At 31.7% G+C, this 17719-nt stretch carries 18 protein-coding genes and 1 riboswitch; of the genes, 12 read left to right on the top strand and 6 right to left on the bottom strand.

The window, feature by feature from the left end:
* Positions 1 to 61 precede the first annotated feature (61 nt).
* From bsdtw1_RS20460 to bsdtw1_RS20420, 9 genes are all read left to right on the top strand, one after another.
* Positions 62 to 841 carry a TatD family hydrolase gene (locus bsdtw1_RS20460; RefSeq protein WP_183279337.1) on the top strand — a complete coding sequence of 260 codons (780 nt, stop codon included), beginning with the start codon at positions 62 to 64 and terminating at the stop codon, positions 839 to 841.
* Positions 842 to 1150: 309 nt separating this feature from the next.
* The gene (locus bsdtw1_RS20455) at positions 1151 to 2170 is read left to right on the top strand and encodes a resuscitation-promoting factor (protein ID WP_183279336.1); all 1020 of its coding nucleotides are present in this window, start codon (positions 1151 to 1153) and stop codon (positions 2168 to 2170) included.
* Positions 2171 to 2653: 483 nt separating this feature from the next.
* Positions 2654 to 3208: a ribonuclease M5 gene (gene rnmV / locus bsdtw1_RS20450; protein WP_183279335.1), complete on the top strand. Its 555-nt coding sequence runs from the start codon at positions 2654 to 2656 to the stop codon at positions 3206 to 3208.
* A gap of 4 nt (positions 3209 to 3212) precedes the next feature.
* A complete protein-coding gene (gene rsmA, locus bsdtw1_RS20445) occupies positions 3213 to 4064 on the top strand; it encodes a 16S rRNA (adenine(1518)-N(6)/adenine(1519)-N(6))-dimethyltransferase RsmA (RefSeq protein ID WP_183279334.1) in 852 nt (283 codons plus the stop codon).
* Between the two features lie 202 nt (positions 4065 to 4266).
* Positions 4267 to 5589: a DUF7922 domain-containing protein gene (locus tag bsdtw1_RS20440; protein WP_183279333.1), complete on the top strand. Its 1323-nt coding sequence runs from the start codon at positions 4267 to 4269 to the stop codon at positions 5587 to 5589.
* A gap of 141 nt (positions 5590 to 5730) precedes the next feature.
* On the top strand, positions 5731 to 6315 hold the full coding sequence (locus bsdtw1_RS20435) for a hypothetical protein (protein ID WP_183279332.1): 585 nt from the start codon (positions 5731 to 5733) through the stop codon (positions 6313 to 6315).
* 174 nt (positions 6316 to 6489) lie between these two features.
* Positions 6490 to 7323, top strand: coding sequence for a YhfM domain-containing protein (locus tag bsdtw1_RS20430; RefSeq protein WP_244638198.1), 834 nt, complete (start codon positions 6490 to 6492; stop codon positions 7321 to 7323).
* A 19-nt stretch (positions 7324 to 7342) separates the two neighbouring features.
* A complete protein-coding gene (locus bsdtw1_RS20425) occupies positions 7343 to 8185 on the top strand; it encodes an Mrp/NBP35 family ATP-binding protein (protein ID WP_183279331.1) in 843 nt (280 codons plus the stop codon).
* 206 nt (positions 8186 to 8391) lie between these two features.
* Positions 8392 to 8580, top strand: coding sequence for a ferredoxin (locus bsdtw1_RS20420; RefSeq protein ID WP_183279330.1), 189 nt, complete (start codon positions 8392 to 8394; stop codon positions 8578 to 8580).
* Between the two features lie 47 nt (positions 8581 to 8627).
* On the opposite strand, the gene bsdtw1_RS20415 is transcribed toward bsdtw1_RS20420, so the two are convergent.
* The 5 genes from bsdtw1_RS20415 to bsdtw1_RS20395 all read right to left on the bottom strand — a co-directional run bounded on the left by bsdtw1_RS20415 (position 8628) and on the right by bsdtw1_RS20395 (position 11644).
* The gene (locus tag bsdtw1_RS20415; RefSeq protein WP_183279329.1) at positions 8628 to 8918 is read right to left on the bottom strand and encodes an MTH1187 family thiamine-binding protein; all 291 of its coding nucleotides are present in this window, start codon (positions 8916 to 8918) and stop codon (positions 8628 to 8630) included.
* A 12-nt stretch (positions 8919 to 8930) separates the two neighbouring features.
* Positions 8931 to 9635, bottom strand: coding sequence for an energy-coupled thiamine transporter ThiT (thiT, locus tag bsdtw1_RS20410; RefSeq protein ID WP_183279328.1), 705 nt, complete (start codon positions 9633 to 9635; stop codon positions 8931 to 8933).
* Positions 9636 to 9710: 75 nt separating this feature from the next.
* A riboswitch (TPP riboswitch) is annotated at positions 9711 to 9812 on the bottom strand.
* Positions 9813 to 9841: 29 nt separating this feature from the next.
* Complete coding sequence (locus bsdtw1_RS20405; protein ID WP_183279327.1) at positions 9842 to 10051, bottom strand: hypothetical protein; 210 nt, start codon at positions 10049 to 10051, stop codon at positions 9842 to 9844.
* A gap of 289 nt (positions 10052 to 10340) precedes the next feature.
* On the bottom strand, positions 10341 to 10793 hold the full coding sequence (locus tag bsdtw1_RS20400) for a PadR family transcriptional regulator (protein ID WP_183279326.1): 453 nt from the start codon (positions 10791 to 10793) through the stop codon (positions 10341 to 10343).
* Between the two features lie 8 nt (positions 10794 to 10801).
* A complete protein-coding gene (locus tag bsdtw1_RS20395; protein WP_183279325.1) occupies positions 10802 to 11644 on the bottom strand; it encodes a DegV family protein in 843 nt (280 codons plus the stop codon).
* 258 nt (positions 11645 to 11902) lie between these two features.
* Between bsdtw1_RS20395 and bsdtw1_RS20390 the strand changes: the two genes are divergently transcribed.
* Positions 11903 to 13015: a sensor domain-containing diguanylate cyclase gene (locus bsdtw1_RS20390; RefSeq protein ID WP_183279324.1), complete on the top strand. Its 1113-nt coding sequence runs from the start codon at positions 11903 to 11905 to the stop codon at positions 13013 to 13015.
* A gap of 249 nt (positions 13016 to 13264) precedes the next feature.
* Here bsdtw1_RS20390 and bsdtw1_RS20385 read toward each other — a convergent pair whose 3' ends face one another.
* On the bottom strand, positions 13265 to 14293 hold the full coding sequence (locus bsdtw1_RS20385) for a DUF3048 domain-containing protein (RefSeq protein WP_183279323.1): 1029 nt from the start codon (positions 14291 to 14293) through the stop codon (positions 13265 to 13267).
* Between the two features lie 308 nt (positions 14294 to 14601).
* On the opposite strand from bsdtw1_RS20385, the gene bsdtw1_RS20380 reads away from it, so the two are divergent.
* Positions 14602 to 16722, top strand: a complete 2121-nt coding sequence (locus bsdtw1_RS20380) for an anaerobic ribonucleoside triphosphate reductase (RefSeq protein WP_183279322.1) — start codon at positions 14602 to 14604, stop codon at positions 16720 to 16722.
* Between the two features lie 243 nt (positions 16723 to 16965).
* Complete coding sequence (locus bsdtw1_RS20375) at positions 16966 to 17706, top strand: NADPH-dependent oxidoreductase (RefSeq protein ID WP_183279321.1); 741 nt, start codon at positions 16966 to 16968, stop codon at positions 17704 to 17706.
* Positions 17707 to 17719 lie beyond the last annotated feature (13 nt).

The following is a 17719-nucleotide window of genomic DNA, read 5'->3' as shown; positions in this document are numbered from 1 at the left end:
TTTGACAGCTTATACATCTTATGTAATAATTTATATATTAAATTTTGAAAGGTGGCTATTTATGGGTGATTTTGCATTTAACATATTTGATACCCATGCACATTATGACGATAAGTCCTTTGATGATGATAGAGAAAAGGTTATAACTGATATTCGAGACAATGGTGTAATCGGGGTACTTAACTGTGGATCTTCTTTATATGGAGCTGAAATGTCAGTTAAGTTATCAGAGCAATATGATATTTTTTATGCTGCAGTAGGTATACATCCAGAAAATGCTGATGAATTTAATGAAAGTAGTTTTGAAAGAATAAAGGAATTAGCCAAAAATAAAAAAGTAAAGGCTATTGGAGAGATAGGATTAGATTATTATTGGGAAGAAAATCCTCCAAGGGAAGTTCAGAAAAGTGTGTTTAGAGCGCACATGAAGTTAGCAGAAGAGCTTAAACTACCAGTTGTGATACATGATAGAGAGGCACACGGAGATACCTTAGAAATTATGAAGGAATTTACTAATGTAAAGGGTATAGTGCACTGTTTTTCTGGTAGCGTGGAGTTTGCAAAGGAATGTTTGAAGCTTGGGTACTACATAGGATTTACTGGAGTAGTTACTTTTAAAAATGCTAAAAAGATATTAGAAGTTGCTAAGGAGGTACCATTAGATAGGATGTTAGTTGAAACAGACTGTCCTTATATGGCACCAGTACCTTTTAGGGGAAAGAGAAATCAATCTGATTATATCAGATATATTGTTGAAAAGTTAGCAGATATAAAAGGATTAGAACCTAAAGAAATAAATGATCAATTTATAAAAAATATTAAACAGTTGCTAAAATTATAGGTATAGGGTAAAATATATTTTATAGTTTTACATATTATGGGAACAGAAAATAAAAATAGTAGTAATAACTAAAAGATGAATTTAATATATATATAAGGTAATAAACTTGGGCCATTTATCTGTAAATACTCCCCAAAGTGACTGTTTCCTCACTAATGCTCTCATTTTATTTAATTATTATTTACTTTTAAAATATGCAGATGGTGCATTTCTAGACAGTCAACAAAAAAGCAAGAGGCTAAAATTTGACAAAAATCGATATTTTAAGTTATAATGCTACAGACGCTCTTGCCAAAGGAGGGAAAATAAATGGTAGAAAAAATGAAAATCAATCTAAGAAAGATTTTTTCTAATGGTCCTAAGGCAAAAATCGTGTTGGGGCTTGTTGTTGCAACAAGCTTGGTTATAGTAATATGCAACATGAGAAAGACTGTAATAGTTAGTATAGACGGCAATGAACAGACATTAACGACATTTAAAGGGACTGTTAAAGGGGCATTACACGATAACGGTATAGTTCTAGGCCCTAAGGACAAAATTCAACCATCTTTAGATCAATCTGTGAAGAGCAATATAAAGATTAATATAAAAAAGGCAGTTGATGTAGAGGTTGCGGTTGATGGAAAAGAGCTAAAGATACAAACCGCCGAAGGTAACGTAAATGAAATGTTGAGTGCTGAAGGGATACAACTTGAAGAATATGACAAGATATCTCCAGCAATAAACACCCAAATAACAGCAGGAATGAAAATAGAAGTTGTAAGAGTGGAGTCTAAGGTTGTAAAGGAAAGTCAACAGTTGGATTATAGTACTGTTGTCAATAATGATGACAATCTAGACAGAAGCGTTGTAAAAACGGTTCAGGAAGGTGCTCCTGGAGAAAAAGAAGTTACTTATAGAGTTATCGTTGAAAATGGCAAAGAGGTAAGTAAGAAAGTAGTAGCTGAAAAGGTAGTAAAGGATCCTCAGAATAAAGTAGTTGTAAAGGGTACGATGAATACTCTTGCGCTGTCTAGAGGAGATTCAATAGCTTATAAGAAAAAGCTTTCAGTAGTAGCAACTGCTTATACTGGAGGTGGAAGTACAGCTACAGGCAACACACCTAAGAGAAATGCAAGTGGAACTAGTACTATTGCGGTAGACCCAAGGGTAATTCCTTTAGGAACAAAGGTTTACATACCTGGTTATGGGTTTGCTGTTGCACATGATACTGGCGGTGCAATTAAAAATAATAGGGTAGATCTTTATATGAATTCAAGTAGTGATGCAAATTCGTGGGGTGTAAGAAACGTAGATGTTTATATTATTGCTTATCCAGGTCAAGGATAATAGAGAAATAGAGATAACGGCTAGTTATCTCTATTTTCTTTTTACTGTTAAGGAGAGTATGAAATTTTTAAGTTAGATAAACCTAGATATTTCAATGCTTTTAGAAGCTCTTTATGGCTACACAGTAAAAAATAAAACTTATTAGCCTGTAAGTTTTCTCATATACATTCGGAAAGGCAGATGCGTTAAAAAAGCTCACTGAAGAAGATCGCTTCAGCGACTTTTTTACTGTATAGGAAGTTATAAAATTTTTAAGTTAGATAAACCTAGATATTTCAATGCTTTTAGAAGCTCTTTATGGCTACACAGTAAAAAATAAAACTTATTCGCCTGCCAAATTTTCCTCATATACATTCGGAAAGGCAGATGCGTTAAAAAAGCTCACTGAAGAAGATCACTTCAGCGACTTTTTTATAAAGTTGACAGAAGCGGTGTAACTAGTTAAATTAAGATTATGATTTAAAAAGGAAAGGAAGTCTTTTTGTGATAAAAGAAGTTATTGTGGTTGAGGGAAGAGATGATGTTACTGCGGTAAAAAAAGCTGTAGATGCTGAAGTTATAGCTGTAGGTGGATTTGGAATAAACGGTAAGATTATAAATAGAATTAAAGAAGCACAGAAAAGACAAGGTGTAATAGTACTAACTGATCCAGACTTTGCTGGTGAAAAGATAAGACGAATAATTTCTAAAAGAGTAGAAGGAATAAAACATGCTTATATAGCAAGGGAGGATGGAACAAAGGATGGTGACATTGGGGTAGAAAATGCTACGCCAGAAGTTATAATAAGAGCTTTAACTGAGGCAAAGGCTAATCAAAAGGAAAAAAGAGAAGAGTTTAGCATTCAAGACCTTTTATATTTTAAATTAGTTGGTGATGGAGCTGCTAAAAATAGGAGAGCTCTTTTAGGTAAAGAACTTAGTATTGGATATGGAAATGGGAACCAACTGCTTTCCAGATTAAATAATTATGGAATAACTAAAGAAGAATTTGTGGAAGCTATGAAAAAGGTTGATAAAAAGTTAAGTATAGGAGAATAATTTTATGGATATAAAAGATATAAAGACGCAAGAATTAGTGAAAAAGTATAATTTTAAATTTACTAAAAGTTTAGGTCAAAACTTTCTTGTAGATGATTCGGTATTACAAGACATTGTAGATGGAGCTGAAGTAACCGAGGATGATTTAGTCATAGAAATCGGCCCAGGAGTTGGGACTCTAACAGCAGAGCTTCTTAAAAAAGCAAAAAAGGTAATAGCAATAGAGCTAGATGATGAGCTAGTACCAATATTACAAAATGAACTCGGAGATAACCCTAAGTTTCAATTAGTTCATAAAGATGCATTAAAAGTTGATTTTAATGAATTGATAGGTGAAGAGAAGAGTGTAAAACTTGTAGCCAATCTTCCGTACTACGTTACTACTCCAATTATTGTAAGACTTTTGAACGAAGGATACAATTTTAAATCTCTAACAATAATGATACAGAAAGAGGTTGCAGAAAGAATAAATTCAGAGCCTAATTGTAAAGAATACGGTTCTATATCTGTTCTTGTCCAATACTATTGCGATACAAGAATTGTAAGATATGTTTCACCTAATTGCTTTATTCCGAGGCCAAAGGTTGAATCAATTGTTATAAGGTTAGATAGACTTGGAAAACCTAGAGTAGATGTAAAAAGTGAAAAACTATTTTTTGATGTCGTAAGAAATTCATTTAATATGAGAAGAAAGACTTTATGGAATACCGTTAAAAGTATAGGTCTTACAAAAGAGCATATGGAAAAGGCGTTCGAAAATAGTGGAATAGATCCTAAAAGAAGAGGTGAAACTCTAAGTATTGCTGAATTTGCAGCTCTTAGTGATTCAATATATGAAGAAAAGAATAATAGTTAATAGTTATATGTACATAAAAATATTTAATTAAGCTTTTAGTGTGATAGCACTAGTAATTATTTAATTCTATAGAAAAACCCTGTTAAAGACAGAGGTTTTTTCTTTTTAAAATGGGACAACTGTATAGAAGCCTTTTCAATCATATTATAAGACTTTACACATATAATATAAAGAATAAATATAATGTGGAGGGACTATTAAGTTGTCACACGGAAAATTATATAGGAGTTTTATTATACTTCAAGAAGATGAAAGAGGTCATTCTGTATCATCTGATAAGCCTTTGTCAGGCTATGCAAAGATTGAGGCTAAAAATGATAAATGCAAGATAACCTTCTATGCGCAGAACTTAAAAAAAGATAATGGGAAGTTGTGCATGATCCTTATCTGTTCAAAGAAAGATAATAAGCAATTAATAAACCTAGGTCCTGTGAACATATCTGAACAAGGTAAGGCTGAGACAAGTTGTGAGTATTTAGCAAATGATATCGGTGGAGCAGGCATATTATTTGATAAAGTCTCAGGAGCGGCCCTTGCAAAAGAATTGGATGGAAAGTTGACCTTTGTACTTGGTGGATTTATGAATGGGGAGTTGCCAAGTGATGATTGGAAGGCTTACAAACTAATCAATGCAAAGGTTAAGACAGAGGTGAAAGCAGAAGAAAAAGTAGAAGTAAAAGAAAGTAGTAAAGATGAGCATCATCATAAAGATGAACATAAAAAACTTGAATATGAGCAAGATAAGAAAGTTAAAGTAGAAATTAAAGAAGAAGTAGAAGAAAAGAGAGAAGAAGTACTACAGCAACCGATTGTAGAAGAAATTAAAGAGAATCCAAGAAAACCAGAAGAGATTCCACAAGAAGATAAGGTAGTTATTGAAAAAGCCGATAAAAAGTTAGAGGCAGAGGAAGAAATAAATAGAGTTGAAGTTGAAACTCCTAGTAATGAAGTAGAGGATGAGCCTGTAGAAAGTTACTTGGATAAAATAAACGATAGAGAAGACGAAGAAGATCCTAAGGATCATAAGTTTGATGAATATGAGAGGTCAATTATTGAGGCAAAAGAAAAAGAAAAAGATATAGAAATAGATGTAGAAAATAGCTTCGAGATAAGAGGTAGTATAGGAGAGTTCTTCCAAGGTGTTGTTCAGGACTTTGAAGAAGTTGGTGGATTCAGAGACATAAAGTACTGTAAGTGGTACAAGGTTCCAGTAAAAGATTTAGACGTTATGTGCAACATATCAAACTACAATAAGTACACAGTAGTATATTATCCTATGATAAATTATTATCCATACATTAAAAAATATGGATACTTTATGATTGGGTTTAAATGCGATGATGAGGGCAGAGTTAAATACTTGGTTTATGCAGTACCTGGAACTAAAGATAAGTTAGAACAACCATATGGAGGTAAGTCAGGATTTGTAACTTGGATGCCTTATTCTAAGAAGGGTAAGGATTATGGTTATTGGCTAATGTTCTATGATTTTAAAAATTCCATGATAGTTGTACCAATGAAATAGAATCAAGGTGGTGTAGTTTGATAGACTGCTTATAACAAATAAGTATAAATAGTTTATCTTTTCACCACCTTAATTTTGTAATAAAAGGCTTGTACCTATAATATACTAGAGTATAAAATGCTATATTACAGGGGGTAAAAAGTGAAAGCGTTTATGAACAAAAAGCAATTGGGAGTTATGCTGATTCTCATAAGTCTTATGGCGGTACTTTTTGTAGTCCAAATAGGGTTTAATGATAGATTGAGGATAGTGTCTTTAATGAACAGTAATATAACTGATTTCAAGCAATACTCAATAAATGATGGGAAGTATCAGTATAAATTGCCTAGTGAATGGATTGCAGAACAAAAATCTTATCCAGGAAATTATATAATTTACTCCAATAACTTTAAAAATGATGAATTAGGGGTCATGGGCTATGCTCAGCTATTAAATTCAAAAGAAAATTTGGACAAGATATCTGGAGAAGACAAAGTTAGATTAAATAATGAAAAGATATTAGATTATAAGATAGTAAATATAAAGATAAAAGATAAAGAATGCAGAAAGGTTGACTATAAGGAAAAGCTAAATCAAGGAAAACTAGTATATCACAATACATACTACGTTAGTGAAGCAAACGGAATAGTCTTCAAGGTGGATTTTAGTATAGGACAAGACAAATATAAGGAAAGTTTAAATTCTGTATTCGATGTTATTGTAGAGAGTTTTACCCAGAATAAATAATGACCGATATAAATTAATAGTTGAGTTAGGAACCCTATAGTATTATAATTTAAGTAAGAGGAAGGTAGGAGAAGTATTAAGCTTCTCCTTTATGTATTGTTCTTAGTTTGAGAATGAGCCTGAAAATATGAGTTTAGTTACAATTATTATATCTATAAGGGAGTTTGGTACAAAGTGAATAGTAGAAAGAGCATTATTTTATTAATGATATTTGTTTTAGTGTCAGCGTTATTTGTATCATGTGGTGTAACTGAAGCAATACAAAGTAAGCTTGGAAGTAAAAATAAAGATTTCGAATATATAAAACAAAATAAAGTTGATAAAATAGTGATTCAGAGCACTAGAGATACTGGATTTAGATTTGTTGTAACAGACAAGAGTACTATATCAGAGATATATGATTTATTATCCTCTGCAAAAGCAGTAAGTGAAAAATCCACTCTTGCACCAGATTATGTATTTGAAATGCAAATGGGAAAAGAAGTAAAGAAGTTTAATTATGTAGTTGGTATATATGATAAGAAAACCGGCAATTTTTATGATGATAAATCTATATACGTAGTTCCAAAGCGACTAGATAATGATATAATACAAAACTTATCTTTTATCAGGAAACCTAGAGAATTTGAAAATGTATATTATTCTTCTATATTAGAGGTTATAAAAAAGAATAAAGATGGGTTGATGAAAGATGATGGAAGTATTGGGATAGATATTTCTGATGATAGGGACTGTGCGCAGTACATCTTATCTACTGATTTAGAGCAGTTCAAACGAGATATAAAATCCATAATTCCAAATGGCCAGTTGGTGGATAAAAATTCAGATAAGTTCAATGTAATAATTAGCGTTAAAAATCAAGGGTATAAGACTAAAACATTTAAAACTATAGTAACTATAACAAATAAAAAAGATAATTCTCAAACAAATTACTATGTAGATTGTAAGTATGATGATTTTAATGCATGGCAAATAAACGTATTAGATAAAAAGCCAGATACCTGGTAGAAAATAGGAGGTACTATAAATGGGAGATTGTTCAACATGTGCAAGTAAAGATAAATGTTCAAGCGCTAAAAGCGGTACAAATGTATGTGTTAAGGTTATGCCTAAATACGGTAATATTAAAAATATAATTGGTGTTATAAGTGGAAAAGGTGGAGTTGGAAAATCTACTGTTACTGGTATAATGGCTACTCACTTGAGAAAGAAAGGGTATAAAGTTGGAGTGTTAGATGCTGATATAACAGGTCCATCAATGCCAAGGTTCTTTGGGATCAATGAAAAGCGAGCACAAATGCTACCAATAGATGATAATAACAACTTTAAATTTATTCCTGTTGAAACAGAAATGGGAATAAAGGTAATATCAATGAATTTGCTTACAGCTGAAGAAGCTCAGCCTGTTATATGGAGAGGACCTGTAGTAACTGGGGTTCTAAATCAGATGTACACTGATACTGTATGGGATGATTTAGACTACTTGCTGATAGATATGCCACCAGGAACTGGTGACATAGCTCTTACAGTAATGCAAAGTTTTCCTATATCAGAAATTGTGGTCGTATCAACTCCTCAAGACATGGTTTCAATGATTGTTAAAAAGGTTGTTATTATGGCTGAAAAGGTTGGAGTACAAATAAGAGGCGTTGTAGAGAACATGTCTTACATAGAATGTGATGGATGTGGTACAAAGATGAGAGTATTTTCTAAAAAATCTGCAGAAGAACATGCAGAGTATTTAGGGTTACCACTTATCTGTGAGTTGCCGATAAATGTTGATTTAACTGAGGCTTTAGAAGAAGGAAAAGCAGAAGGTTACGTAGCAGATAATGCCTTATATGAAATGCTCTTTGCAGGATTATATTAAAAGACTTCTGTGATATGAATTAACCTTAAATTTAGCCCTAACAGTATTAAAGCATCGGATGACTATTCAATTCATTTCAACATGATGCGTTAATAAAGCTATTAATTAAATATTCAAGTTTCATTGTTAAATTATCATTTTCTAGACATAAAATGAAACCTTTAGGAGATAATATAGATGTTAATTATTTTTGAGGAGGAAGTTTTATGAGAGCTGACGTAGATAAGGATACTTGTATTGGATGTGGACTTTGTCCATCTATTTGCCCAGAGGTATTTGATATGGAGGATGATGGAAAAGCTGCAGCGGTAAATCCTGATGTTCCTGAAGGAGTAGAGGATTCAGCTAAGGAAGCTGAAGAAAGTTGTCCTGTAAATGCAATATCAGTAGAATAGTACTATATTGAAAAAGCAGTGCTTTTAGCACTGCTTTTTTACTTTAATTATCTATGGTTTTTTAGTTTTTCATCAATTGAAATACCGCCATACCTTTCATCGAGTCTAACAACAGTTACTACTCGGTCAATTCCTAGGTCAAAGGGTATCCTGTGAGCTTTTTTTATTACTTCAAATACTTTGTCCAATTCACCTTCAATAGTTGTACTCATGGCACCAACTTCATATTTTAACCCTGATTGTCCTATATACTCAATTACCTTATCTACTACTTTATACATTTCATCTTCACTTGCACATGGAACTAATGGCATTACTGCTATATCTACTATGACCATATCAATACCTCACTAATATGAGCCTAGAGAGGCTTGTTTAACAAGTCTTTCAACTGGTAGGAAATAAAGTATTATAACGCATATGATTGCCTCTGCGCCCATTATTAAGCCATTTACAGTTAAGGAATATATCCATACAGATGTACCAGCAGGTGCATATTCACCAAAGAATACAACTCCAGATATAAAATGGCATAGGAACCTTCCGAAAATTGCAATAATACATGCTAACAACTTTGTGTTTGCACCTAGTATTTTGCTGTTTTTAAAGAAACCAGATAAACCAAGAGCAGCAAATGCTAAAGGGTAATCAAATAGTAATTGCACTGGATGAACAATATAAGGATCAGTAAGAAGATTTATCAAACCATATAAAAATCCAGTTAGAAGGCCAACAGATGGACCATATATTAGCCCGATAAGTATTATAGGAATCATACTTCCAGGAGTAACACTTCCACCTTGAGGAAAGTGATATAATTTAAGCGCTTGTAGAATAGTAGCTAGAGCAAGTGCTAAGGCAATTCTTGCTATAAGCTTTGCATCAAATTTAATTTTCCTTGAGGCTGCAAAAACTCCTATTAGTACTGCACAACCTAATAATGCTATAACATTCATAGGGTTTGTAAAGATGTCTGCTAAATTTTTTGGTAAACTGCTAAATTTAGATAGTCCCTCAAAAAATTCTTTAACCATTTGACTAAAGTAATTAATCATAATAATCCCCCTTTTAGTGTTTAAGGAGTGAAAAGCGAGAGAAAAAAACCGTATTCCAGACGGAATACGGTTGATATACTATCAATAACGCTTTCCTACGCTGGTATTATCCAGATCAGGTATGAGGGTTAATGAACGAAGTCATCTCTCAGCCTTAAGGCACCCCTAGCACACTGTTTTAATTTAGCATTATTATACTCCAAATTTTAGAAAAAATCAATTTGTTTATTGCTGTTAGACTTATCATGTGAGAAGGAATTTGTATCAACAGAATTCCTCATAGTTATGGGTATATCAACTGTATCGCCAACTTTAACATTTTGAGAGAGCCTAGATACATCTAAATCTATAGTGCTTCCATCTTCTAAAGATATGAAAGCATCGGTTTTGTTCATGTCTAAAACTTTTCCTTTCAAAAAATCACCTCTTTGCTAAATTTATATACGTAAAAAAATCTTTTTTATAAACACTAGTCTTTACTTTTAATAAATATTTATACTGAAAAAATCATTTAATTGTAATTGCTCGCTCATATAGCATCTTCTGTATAACCAATTAATTTCAACAATATTCTTAAACATAGCCTTATCTAATTGAATTATAAATTTATAAAGAATAAAAAAAGTAAGACTTATAAAAGTCTTACTTCAATATTTTGACGAAAAATCAGTACATAAAGTTGAGAATCTGATTGTATAAATACTTCTAATATAAATCAGAATAAATTATTTTAAAAACATCTAATGCTTCTTCTATCTTAATTTTTAGGAGAGATTTTCTGTTGTTAAATTCTTTGAAACCTTTATCTGTAAGAGTGTAAACTTTCATGAATTTTTTCTTAGGATCATCCCATTCGCCGAGTATAAGATCTTCTTTTTCAAACTTCTTTAGTAAAGGATATATTCCGCCAGTGCTAGGAACCCATAAGCCATTAGTTCTTTCTCCTATTTTATGAGATATATCATTTCCGTTTGTAGGACCCAAACTTAATATATAAAGAACATAAATTGGAAGCAGACCTTTAGTAAGTACTTGTCCTACGGCCTCTTTTTCTTTTTGAACTTTTTTTAGCTCATTGAGTTTTTGCTTATATTCCTCATACAGGCGTTTTTCTTCAGCTTTTATATCTTCTATGTTACTAAATTTAAATTCGTCCACTATAACGACTATTCCCTTTGTATAGCAAGGCCTAAGAGTCCAGGTCCTGCGTGTACCCCTAATGCTGGCCCGATGGTTGATATACTTATATGAGTTATATTTGGTAAATCCTTTACAACTTCTAAGAAAGCTTTTGCTTCATCCAATGCATCACCCTGTAGTATCCAAACCTTACATTTAGAGATACTTAGATGCTCATCTAGTATTTCTCTTAACTTACCTATAGCTTGCTTTCTACCTCTTGCCTTAGAATGAGTGAAATAAATACCATCATCATTTATAGAGATTATTGGCTTTATATTTAGCATTTCTCCTATAGTTCCAGAAACCTTTCCGATTCTTCCACCTTTTTTTAAATAATCTAGAGTTTTAAGTGTAAAGTAACCATCAGTTTTTTCTCTAAGTTTTGGTAGAACTTCGATTATTTCTTCAAAAGTGCTACCTGATTCTATCATTTCAGCTGCTACTAAAGTTATAGCGCCTTGAGGCATACTTAAGGTTTTAGAATCAAAGATATATGTCTTTAGATTTGGATGATTCTCAGCTATTATTCTTAAACTATTTGCAGTGCCAGAAAGTCCGGACGATATACTTATAGATATAGCATGTGTATATCCTTGAGCTTCAATTTGGTTCAAGGTATTTTCTATAAATTGTCCATCAGGAAGTGATGTTTTTGGTATTTCTTTTTCAAGAGATAGGTATAACTCTTCTGGGCTTATCTCTAGCCTGTCTAAATAATCATTATCTTTATATATAATTCTTAAAGGTAAGAAAAACATATTATATTTATTTAAAATTTCAGTGTCTAAATCACAGCCACTATCAGTAATTAAAGCTATTTTTTGCAAGGTATATTCCTCCTCAGATCTATTATGATTAAATTATATCACAAGTGATAACTATATCAATACTGATATAGTTGAAGAAAAAAATTTGATCATTTGAATATTATACATATATTGCGTTGAATAAGTATTAAATTATTCAATCATATATTTAAAAAAATTAAAAAATTAATTATAATATAAGAGCAGGTTGTACGTAAAGGTAATTGTAATTTTAAGGTGTCAATATTAAGTTTATTTTTATTTTTTGGGGTGAAGATTTTGAAAAAAGATTTTCTGATATATATAGTATTGGCTTTTCAATTATTTTTTATAATATTTTTTATTATAAAAAATATTAAGTTGAAAAATAATATTATGCAGATAGAAATAATAAAGAAAGAAATATATAGTATGGGTAAAAAGATAAGCACTACTGATAGTCGAAGCTTAGTGTATGAAATTATGCTGGACTCAGCGATGTCTATAATTAGTAAAGCTAATAGAGGTAGTGTTCTAGTATTAGAAGAAGACGATTATTTTCACTATAGAGCAATCAAAGGATATCCCAAAGATCTATTAAACATGAAGATAAAAAGAGAAGATGTGTATCTTTATAAGTATAATAGACTAGCAGATATTTGTATTCTTAAGATGCCATTCAATGACAAAGAAGACATATTTAATGACAGTATTTCGAGTGAGATCCAGTTATTAGAGAAAGGAACTAATATCAAAAGTGTTTTATTTTCACCAATTTATATAGATAATGAAGTTGTAGCTATAGTAAATTTAGATAGTACTGTACCTGATGCATTATTTAATAAAGCTGATATAGACAAAATGAAGTATATAAATCATGAGCTTGAGCTTGCGCTTAAAAATTTCCTGTCTCAAGAGCAGCTCAGGTATATAGCAACACATGATGAACTTACCAATCTTTACAATAGGAGGAGTTTCAAAGACTATTTTAGTAGAGAAATTCTAGATATGCAAAGAAAAAAACATATATCACAGGTTGCTCTTATAGATTTAGATGATTTTAAATTTATAAATGATAATTATGGTCATAGTGAAGGGGACAAGGCGCTTATAATAATGTCAGATGCTTTGAGGATCAACTTGAATAACAATGACCTCTATGCTAGGATGTCAGGGGATGAATTTGTAATACTTTTTAGAAATAGCACTCAGAAACAGGCTGTTGAGAAAATTATGAGTATGAAAGATTATTTACTAAGAAATTGTACTGCGAAGAATCGCATAGATTTTAGTTATGGATTAGTTCAGATAGATGGAATAAATAATCTAAGTATAGATGCAATTCTTTCTATAGCAGATAAAAATATGTATAAAGACAAAAGAGAGAAGAAGTGTAAGAGTGAATGTACCTAAGCACTTTTATAAATTTCGAATCCAACTGGTATATCTATAGATAAACTACTTTATATTAGAATTTATCCAAATAAACATTCGTATAATCATCTTATTTGGAACTTATATATCTATATAATAAAAAAGTTGACGGAAATGTAATCCGTCAACTTTTTTAGTGTATAGTAAAGTACTAGATTTACTTAATGTATATTTGGAAATGCAGATGCATTAAAAAACTCACTGAAGAAGGTTGCTTCAGCGACTTCTTTAATTATAGGTTGGAGTGACTGAGTTATCGATTATATGCCATATTGTGTTACCTTTTGCTAGGTAAACTTTATTGCCATCTGCAGTGGTCAGTTCAGTTTGGGTATTAGAAGTAGTTCTGGACCATAGGATTTTTTCAACTTTACCATTAGAGAATAAGTACCCAGATCCCTTTCCAATCATAGCTATATCTAAATGTAAATTATCAGATTGAATCTTTATAGGGGTTTGTTGTACGACTATATTGGTAAAAGAAAGAGGTATATTATTGTTTTTATCGATAGATTTGACACCGTCCATATACTTCTCATATTTACCATTAACAAACTTATAATTAGTTGTGTAAAAATTATTCAGTTTTAAATTTACTACGGTTGCATTAGCTAAGTCTTCATTTTTCCAAAAGGAATTGTCAAAAGAAAGATTTGATGTTATATCTATTTTTATATTGTTGGAAGTTATATACTTACGTATCTTATCAGCAGAAGTATATAGATTATGAGGAGCTTTTCTAGAAGCATCTCTATAAAAATATGCCCCATTGGCTATCTCATTTATGCTTTTTATAGAAGAGTCTGCTTTTATGGTTGATAGGGCTTCAGCACTTCCCCCACAATGGGCAAACGGTAAGTTATATTCCTCAGCAATAGATAAGAAGTAAGGTCGAACACTTCTTATAGGGCCAATCTGTTTAGGTGTGTTCTTGTGAAACAATGCTATAAATCTTGGTATTCCACCTTCAGCCATAGTCTCAAATACAATATCTGCTTCACTTAAACCGCTCTGTGGTCTTGCATCTTTTGAATTCTCTATTATGGCCATAAAAGGAATATTAGATTTCTCTGTTTCAGTCAAATTTTCACCAGTATAGAAACAATCATTTGTAACAGTATCATTGCTTGAAATGTCAATCACAGGGGGAGATTCTCTTTTAAAAGGTTTAGTAGAGCTAGATTTAGTATCAGTGTAACTGCAACCAACTATTGAAATACATAATAACAAGGGGATAATAAAAGTGATTTTTTTCATGAATTCACCTCCTTAATTTAATGCGTTTAGCGTATAAGCTTGTACATTATATTTAAATATATATGCGACAACCTATTAATATTATTAAAATTTAGACGAAAATCAAAAATAGTAATATTAATTTGCCAGTATTTTCTTAAATATTCCTAATGTCAACATTAGAAATACTGTAAAAAAGTTTAAAAATAGGAGATATAATGACGTATACTTTGCTATTATTAAGATAAAGTTTAATTTAGAATTGCCTTTAAATTTCTAGTGAAGTATAATAAGTCAGTACAAGATATAGTGTAATGGGGGTCGTCGATGTGCTAGATGTTGTGAAGCGCGATGGAAGAAGGGTTAGCTTCAATGCTCAGAAGATAGGGAAAGCTATTAAGGGAGCAGCAGAAGAAATTGGTCAGAGTTTAAAAGAGAGTCAAGTAATTGATACTATACAAAAGGTAATCAATTATATCGAAATGTCTGGAAAATTAGATGTTACTGTAGAAGAAATTCAAAACTTAGTTGAAAAGGCTTTAAGTGATAATGGGTTTAAGAATATAGCACAAGCATATTCAACTTACAGAAACGAAAGAACTAAAGTTAGAGAAATAAAATCAGACTTAATGAGAGCAATAGGGAAAATTGGAATTGAAACTGATAGAGATAATGCGAATGTAGGAAACAATTTCTCATCAAAGCTACTTAGAATAGCTTCAGAATCTAATAAGTGGCATAATCTTGCCTCAATGCCTAAGCATTTGGCAAAAGCTCATGAAAATGGGGATGTTTATTATCATGATTTAGACAGCTATAATTTAACTACAAACTGCTTACATATACCAACTAAAGAAATATTAGAAAATGGTTTTAACACTGGATATGGAACAATTAATAATCCAAGAAGAATAGAGACAGCAGCAGAACTTTCTTGCATATTGCTTCAATCAACTCAAAATGATATGTTTGGAGGACAATCACATCCTGATTTTGATAATGACATGTCAATATTTGTTGAACCAACTAGGCAAGAGATAAAAGAAGAGCTTATGGAATATGGAATAGAGGGAGAGAAACTTGAAAAGCTTGTAGATTCTAAGCTTAGAGAAAGAGTTCATCAAGCAATGCAAGGTGTTGTATACAACTTAAACACAATGCATTCTCGTGCAGGTTCTCAAGTGCCGTTCTCATCTATAAATTTAGGAATTCCTTATAATCAAGATGCTGCGCTTGTATGTGAGATATTCTTACTTGAATATGAGAAAGGGCTAGGAAAAGGAGAGCAACCTATATTCCCTAACATAATTTTTAGAGTTAAAGAAGGGGTGAATAGGGAAAAAGAAGATCCTTATTTCTATCTTTTTGAATTAGCATGTAGAGTAGCTGCTAAAAGAATGAATCCTACATTTATGAATATAGATGCAGATTTTAATAAAGAGTATTACGATAAGGGATATATGCCTGCAACAATGGGATGTAGAACATATCTTATGAATAATATAAATGGTGATCATGGTTGTAAGGGAAGAGGTAATATTGCACCTACAACAATAAATCTACCAAGAATAGGACTACAAGCAAAAGGAAATGTTGATAAGTTCTTTGAAATACTTCAAAGTAGAATGGAACTTGCTAAGGAATCTCTAATGCATAGATACTCAGTTCTTAAGAACTTAAGAGTGAAAGATCTTCCATTTGTAGCAGGTCAAGGGCTTATGAAAGGATCAGAGGGCTTAAGCCCAGATGATAACATTGAACCTATTTTAAAACAAGGAACTTGGGTTTTAGGGTTCATAGGACTTGCTGAAACTTTAATTGCCTTAGTTGGAAAGCATCATGGCGAAGATGAAGCTACAAAAGAACTAGGTATTAAGATAGTATCATATATCAGAGAATATACTGATAGACTTAAAGAAGAGACTCATCTTAATTGGAGCTGCTACGCTACTCCAGCAGAAGGATTAAGCGGAAAGTTCATAAAGCAAGATCAAAAGATATTTGGAATAGTTAAAGGTGTTACTGATAAGGAGTATTACACTAACAGTTATCATGTGCCAGTAGGATATCCAATATCTATAATAGACAAGATAAAGATAGAAGCACCTTACCATAAGATTTGTAATGGTGGACATATATCATATCTTGAAGTAGATGGAACTCCAGATGGAGAAGCTATAATGAATATACTTAACTATGCATATAAGAATACCAATATTAGTTACTTAGGTATAAACTTCCACATAAGATATTGTAAGAACTGTGGAACTTATCTAAATAATGGTGAATCAAAGTGCACATGTTGTGGAAGTCATGATATACAAGGTGTTTCAAGGGTTACAGGATACTTAAGTCTTGATGAACGATTTGGTCCAGGGAAGTATGAAGAAAGAGAAGACAGGGTGACTCACACTGAAAATCATAAGCATAATTACTTCATAGAAAAATAGTAGTTTGGCTATAAAAAACAGATATTTATAGGTGTTAATTAATACAAGATCCAGGCATATACTTAGTGTATGCTTGGATTTTATTTTGCTGAAGAACCTATATTTAGTTGGAAGTAAATTAAAAATATTAGCTTACATAAACATTTTAATTTGTGGAATCATAATAGTACAATAGATTGTTTACAATTTAATTTAATTGATATATAATACTAGTAAATAACAATTATCAATAGAGGTGTAAAAATGAATGAAACTATAAATTTAATAAAACAACATAGATCAATAAGACAGTACTTGGATAAGGATATATCAGAAGACTTAGTTGATGAAGTTCTTAAGGCTGCTCAGGCTATGCCAAATTCAATCAATGGTCAACAAACATCAATTATAGTAGTTAGAGATAAGGAAAAGAAAAGGAAACTTTCTGAAGTGACTGGTAATCAAGTATATGTAGATAAAGCACCAGTATTTTTAATATTTGTAATGGACTTTTATAAAACTAATATAGGTGCTGAGAAGTATGGGAGAAAGCAAATTATCCACGAAAGTGTTGAAGGTACTGCAGCAGGTGTATTTGATGCTGGTATAGCTATGGGAGCAGCTATAATAGCGGCAGAATCATTAGGGCTATCAGTAGTTCCTATTGGCGGTATAAGAAGAAATCCAGAAGAGGTTATAGAGCTTTTGGAGCTACCTGAGTTTACTTACCCAGTATGTGGATTGGTTCTAGGTTATGCAGAAAATCAATCTAAGCAAAAACCTAGATTGCCATTCGAGACATTTAAGCATGAAGATAGATACCATAAAGAAGCATTAAAAACTAAGATAGATGAGTATGATGAATACATGGAAAAATATCTTAAGGAAATAGGAAGGGAGCAGGAAGGTAATTGGAGTGATTTAACCTCTTCTCTATATCAAACTGTTTATTATCCTAAGGTTAAGGATACTATGGCTCAACAAGGATTTAAGAATGATAAATAGTATTGGATAAGTA

This window comes from Clostridium fungisolvens (assembly GCF_014193895.1).
In the GTDB taxonomy this organism is placed as follows: domain Bacteria; phylum Bacillota; class Clostridia; order Clostridiales; family Clostridiaceae; genus Clostridium_AR; species Clostridium_AR fungisolvens.
Note: the sequence above shows the minus strand (reverse complement) of the source record. Positions and strands in the feature narration are given on the sequence as shown.

Coding starts and splice junctions, on each gene's coding strand:
- bsdtw1_RS20420 (WP_183279330.1), top strand. CDS start 8,392: ATGAGAGCTGACGTAGATAAGGATACTTGTATTGGATGTGGACTTTGT.
- bsdtw1_RS20385 (WP_183279323.1), bottom strand. CDS start 14,293: ATGAAAAAAATCACTTTTATTATCCCCTTGTTATTATGTATTTCAATA.
- bsdtw1_RS20425 (WP_183279331.1), top strand. CDS start 7,343: ATGGGAGATTGTTCAACATGTGCAAGTAAAGATAAATGTTCAAGCGCT.
- rsmA (WP_183279334.1), top strand. CDS start 3,213: ATGGATATAAAAGATATAAAGACGCAAGAATTAGTGAAAAAGTATAAT.
- bsdtw1_RS20375 (WP_183279321.1), top strand. CDS start 16,966: ATGAATGAAACTATAAATTTAATAAAACAACATAGATCAATAAGACAG.
- bsdtw1_RS20415 (WP_183279329.1), bottom strand. CDS start 8,918: ATGGTCATAGTAGATATAGCAGTAATGCCATTAGTTCCATGTGCAAGT.
- bsdtw1_RS20455 (WP_183279336.1), top strand. CDS start 1,151: ATGGTAGAAAAAATGAAAATCAATCTAAGAAAGATTTTTTCTAATGGT.
- bsdtw1_RS20460 (WP_183279337.1), top strand. CDS start 62: ATGGGTGATTTTGCATTTAACATATTTGATACCCATGCACATTATGAC.
- thiT (WP_183279328.1), bottom strand. CDS start 9,635: ATGATTAATTACTTTAGTCAAATGGTTAAAGAATTTTTTGAGGGACTA.